Raw genomic sequence first — 4,699 nt, 5'->3', positions numbered from 1 at the left:
ACGGCAAAGCACCAACTTTATTTGAAGGCTCTGATCAAATTTTGCGTGATTTTATCAACATCGAAGATGTCGTTCAAGCCAATATTAAAGCTTGCAGTCCTAAGGAAAATGGCACTTATAATGTTGGCACAAGCAACCCAAGAAGCTTTCAAGATATTGCTGATATTTTGCAAACTGAGCTGGGTACAGATTTGGGCACTAACTATATTCCAAACCCTTATGATGGCTACCAGATGCACACCCAGGCGGATATTGGCACTTCTCAAACCAACTTAGGCTTTGAGCCAGTCATAAGCTTAGAAGATGGTATTAAGGCTTACATTTCTGATATTAAACGCTTACATGGCACCGATATCTCATGATTGATTTGCAAGGAAAATCACCAAAATTATTAGTCATTGGTGACCTAATGATCGATCATTACCTTTGGGGCTCGTGCGAGCGAATTTCTCCTGAAGCACCTGTGCAGGTTGTTAATGTAAAAAGTGAGAGTGCGGTTCTTGGCGGTGCGGGCAATGTTATTAATAACCTCAATGCACTTGGTGCTCAGGTTGATGTAATTAGTGTTGTTGGTGGTTGTGAGATATCCGATGAACTCAAAAAATTACTTAACAATATCAACGTTAGTTCTAAATATCTAATCACTCAAAAAGATCGCATCACCAGCAAGAAAAGCCGGATTATTGCCGCACAACAGCAAGTGGTGCGTTACGATCGTGAGAGTACTGATGAAATTAGCAGTGAATCACAAAAACTTATTTTGACGTCTTTTAAGAGCATTATTAATAATTATGACGGTGTTTTATTGTCAGATTACGGAAAAGGCGTATTAACATTTGAACTTACACAAGCCATAATTACACTGGCAAATAAAAATGATAAAAAAGTATTAATCGACCCAAAAGGCTTAGATTATTCAAAATATAAGGGCGCTTATTTACTCACGCCAAATAAAAAAGAAGCCAGCGAAGCAACACAAATTAACATCAAAGATGATGCAAGTCTAACCCAGGCAATTACCCAATTAAAAGATGAATGCGATTTAGATGTTTCACTGATCACCCTTAGTGAAGATGGTGTGGCAATTTATGATAACGATTTGCGCACCCGCCCTACCGTGGCTAGAGAAGTGTTTGATGTTACAGGTGCAGGCGATACCGTGCTTGCCTCATTGGGTTTCGCCCTAGCTTATGGATATGAGATTGATGATGCGGTAGAATTTTCAAATCTAGCTGCTGGCGTTGTTGTAGGCAAAATTGGCTCCGCTACTGCCAGCTTAAATGAAATTATTGAATACGAATCAAGCCTTAATAAATCAACTAGCGATGAACATATTAAAACTCTAAGTGAGATTGCCGCGCTAAGTGAAGAGCTAAAAGCTAGAAGCAAAAAAATTATCTTTACTAATGGCTGTTTTGATATATTACATGCAGGGCATGTGCGCTACTTAGAAACCGCCAAAAGCTATGGCGATGTATTAATCTTAGGGTTAAATTCTGATCGCTCAGTTAAAGCATTAAAGGGCGAAGGCCGCCCAATTAACACGCAAATGGATAGAGCCTATATATTAGCAGCACTTGAGGCGGTTGATTATGTCGTGGTATTTGACAAAGACACACCTTATGAGTTGATTGAAGCGATTAAACCGCATGTGTTAGTTAAAGGTGGTGACTATGAAGGCAAAGAAGTAATTGGGCAAGACATTGCTGATGAGCTAAAACTGGTACAATTTGTAGATGGCAAAAGCACCACCAAAACCATTGAAAAAATACAAAAATCATGAAATCTATTATTGAAAATGAATTCGCCGAACATTTAAAAGTAGCACAATCAATGTCAGCTTTAACAGACAAAGTTGAAACTGCTGCCCAATTGTGTATTGATAGCCTTAAAAATGGTGGGAAAATTCTATTCTTTGGCAATGGTGGTAGTGCAGCCGATGCGCAGCACATTGCTGCAGAATTGGTTGGACGATACAAAGTTGAACGCAGAGGATTGCCTGCTATTGCAGTAACAACCGATACCTCGGCACTTACCTCAATTGGTAATGATTACGGCTATAACCACGTGTTTGACCGCCAAGTAGAGGCGTTAGCCAATAAAGGCGATGTGGCCATTGGCATTAGCACGGGTGGCAGTAGTAGTAATGTTATTAGCGCATTAAAGCTTGCAAAAGAAATGAGTTGCAAAACTATTGGCTTTAGTGGCCGAGATGGCGGTGAAATGAATACTATATGCAATGTTAACTTAGTCGTGCCCGCTGAGGATACACCACGCATTCAAGAAATGCACATTGTCATTGGACACACTATTTGTCATCTTATTGACTTAGCGTTTAAAGACTAGTTTAGCTGTTTAACCGCATCTAGCACATCTACTGCTTTGATCAGATTCATGCAATCATGATGCTCTAGTGGGCAAGTGCGTTTCATGCAGGGCTGACAATCTAAATTCTTTTTAACGATAATGCTTTTTTCGTTCATCCATTGCGAAGTTTCATCATCTTTGGTAGGGCCAAAAATTGCCACTGTTGGCACTTGAAAGGCAGCAGCCACATGCATAGGCCCACTATCACCCGTAATAAATAAATCCAAATTTGATATTTTGCTAATCAGCTCTGGAATGGTGGTTTTTCCTGCGAGATTTTGATAATTCGTTATCCTGCTATCAATAAGCCCTTGTTCAATATCAGCAGCAATATCAGTCTCACCAGGACCGCCAAAAATAACAATATCATACTGGCTAGCCAGCTCACTAGCAACCTTAACAAACTCCTCTGGATACCAACGTTTAGCACTACCATAAGAAGCACCAGGATTAATGCCTAACAATTTTTTATCAGATTTATAAGTGTTAACGGGTTTGGGATTCTTGTAGATAGCTAATTGGCTGGCGCTAGTATTTACTTTAAACACTTTATTAACAAAGTCATTGTATCGAATAACCTGATGAATGGCTCGCTTAGCATATCGCCTGTAATTGCCTTTGAGTTCTGCATGACAAAACCAAACAAATAGCTTACTTGCTAAAGTGCGACGAAATGAAATGGCGCAATCAAATTTACCTAGTTGTCTCGCTTGTTTGTAAAGATGGAAAATTCTAAACTTCTGCTTTCTACTGTCATCTGTAACAATTCGCTGTACATTAGGATGGTGCTCAAATATCCTAGTTGAAATGGCTGAGCCAAAAATCGTGATGTCGACATCTGAATGCAAGTTAACAATATTTTCAATAGCTGGCGTAGTCATAACACAATCACCTAGCCATGTTGGAACCTCTATTAAAACCTTGTACATTTTATCGGTGCAAGTTGTTGTTGTACAGATGATCAAGCGTCAATACAAACGCCAGCGCATCTTTCTCAAGATTAATATCATGCTCTACCGGGTGAAGTTTTTCATCTCGATAAATGAATGTTAAAGCCCCTTTTTCTGGCCTAATCACGGCAACCTTATTATTTTCTCTAAGAGCATAGTAATCATTAAATTGCATTAGGGCAATATTTTGTTTTTTATCTGAAAAAATAGAATGACCTTGTATGGGATAGTTTAATTTATCAATGCCGATTAAATCTAGAGAGGTTGCTAGAATATCCGGCTGCGTGGCAATTTTTTCATATTTTCCTGGAGGGATGCCCTCTCCCAATATCAATGCCGGAATATGAAAACGATTAACTGGAACCAAGTCGTCACCATACACACGAACATCATGATCAGCAACAATCACAAAAATTGTATCTTTGTAATAATCTTCTTGGCGCGCTAATTTAATAAACTTGCCAATAGCATGGTCGGCGTATTTAATGGCGTTTTTAACACTTTTAACCTCGACACCCTCTACTAACTCAATTTGATCTTCTGGATAGTCAAATGGCGCATGGTTAGAAGTGGAGAACATTACTGCCGCAAACTTTTGATTGTTTTTATGATACTGCTTAAATTCTTGATTGGACCTAATAACTAAGTCTTCATCGCTAACCCCCCAAGATCCGACAAATTTCGGATCGATGAAATCAGTCTGTTCAATAATTCGATCAAAACCATTACCTGAAAACCAGCTTTTCATATTATCAAATCTAGATTCTCCACCATACAAAAATACAGTTTCATAATCCTTAGACTTGAGTAAAGAGGCCATGGTAAAGAAATCTTGTTGTGACTTGTTTCTCTTTAAGACACCCTTTCCTGGTACGGAAAAATTACCCGCAACCAAACCAGCTAAGCCTCTAATGCTTCGTGTTCCATTTGAATAGGCATCAGTAAATAAAAGACCCTCGCTGGACAGTCTGTTTAAATTAGGTGTTATTCCAGCCTCACCCCCAAGAGACTCAACAAATTGAGAGCCAATACTCTCTTGAATGAAAATAACTAAATTTTTAGGATTCTGTTGCACAAAATTTGTTGCAACAACTCTATTAAAAATATAATCTGAATGGCTACTTTGGATATTAAGCTTGAGCTTAACCCTATCAATAGCATCATCAATTGACATTGACCCATACCCTTTAACATTTGACTCATATTTGTTCGCATAAACAGCGTATAGCACACTGTATAAAGAATTTTTAGTAACTTCATTCAGCACTCTGTTAGATGAATACAAAGCGTCAGAAATGTTTGCAGGTCGATGTCCAAATGAGGATCGAATGCCGATCACAAATATTAGCAACAACGGCAAAAGAATTGCAACTCTTTTAACG

At 38.6% G+C, this 4,699-nt stretch carries 4 protein-coding genes and 1 pseudogene; 3 read left to right on the top strand and 2 right to left on the bottom strand.

Annotated features, from left to right (window positions below; genetic code table 11):
- The 3 genes and pseudogenes from PSN35_RS06100 to gmhA form a co-directional block, all read left to right on the top strand.
- A pseudogene (locus PSN35_RS06100) lies at window positions 1-362 on the top strand (ADP-glyceromanno-heptose 6-epimerase); the annotation flags it as partial.
- Window positions 359-1,783 (top strand): D-glycero-beta-D-manno-heptose-7-phosphate kinase, encoded by a 1,425-nt coding sequence (rfaE1, locus tag PSN35_RS06095; protein ID WP_300030884.1) that lies wholly within the window; start codon window positions 359-361, stop codon window positions 1,781-1,783. The pseudogene PSN35_RS06100 and the gene rfaE1, both read left to right, overlap by 4 nt.
- Window positions 1,780-2,346, top strand: coding sequence for a D-sedoheptulose 7-phosphate isomerase (gene gmhA, locus PSN35_RS06090; protein ID WP_300030881.1), 567 nt, complete (start codon window positions 1,780-1,782; stop codon window positions 2,344-2,346). The genes rfaE1 and gmhA overlap by 4 nt, the downstream gene beginning before the upstream one ends.
- On the opposite strand, the gene waaF is transcribed toward gmhA, so the two are convergent.
- Together waaF and PSN35_RS06080 are read right to left on the bottom strand one after the other, a co-directional pair.
- Window positions 2,343-3,248, bottom strand: coding sequence for a lipopolysaccharide heptosyltransferase II (waaF, locus tag PSN35_RS06085; protein ID WP_300030878.1), 906 nt, complete (start codon window positions 3,246-3,248; stop codon window positions 2,343-2,345). The two genes, gmhA and waaF, sit on opposite strands and share 4 nt — an antisense overlap.
- 49 nt (window positions 3,249-3,297) lie before the next feature.
- On the bottom strand, window positions 3,298-4,699 hold a 1,402-nt coding region (locus PSN35_RS06080; RefSeq protein WP_300030876.1), incomplete at its 5' end, for an LTA synthase family protein.

The organism is Candidatus Thioglobus sp. (assembly GCF_028599055.1).
Taxonomy (GTDB): Bacteria; Pseudomonadota; Gammaproteobacteria; order PS1; family Pseudothioglobaceae; genus Thioglobus_A.
This window is presented reverse-complemented; position numbering and strand designations above follow the sequence as displayed.

Bases quoted from the DNA above. Each gene is read 5' to 3' on its own strand.
- waaF (WP_300030878.1), bottom strand. From the start codon at position 3,248: ATGACTACGCCAGCTATTGAAAATATTGTTAACTTGCATTCAGATGTC.
- rfaE1 (WP_300030884.1), top strand. From the start codon at position 359: ATGATTGATTTGCAAGGAAAATCACCAAAATTATTAGTCATTGGTGAC.
- gmhA (WP_300030881.1), top strand. From the start codon at position 1,780: ATGAAATCTATTATTGAAAATGAATTCGCCGAACATTTAAAAGTAGCA.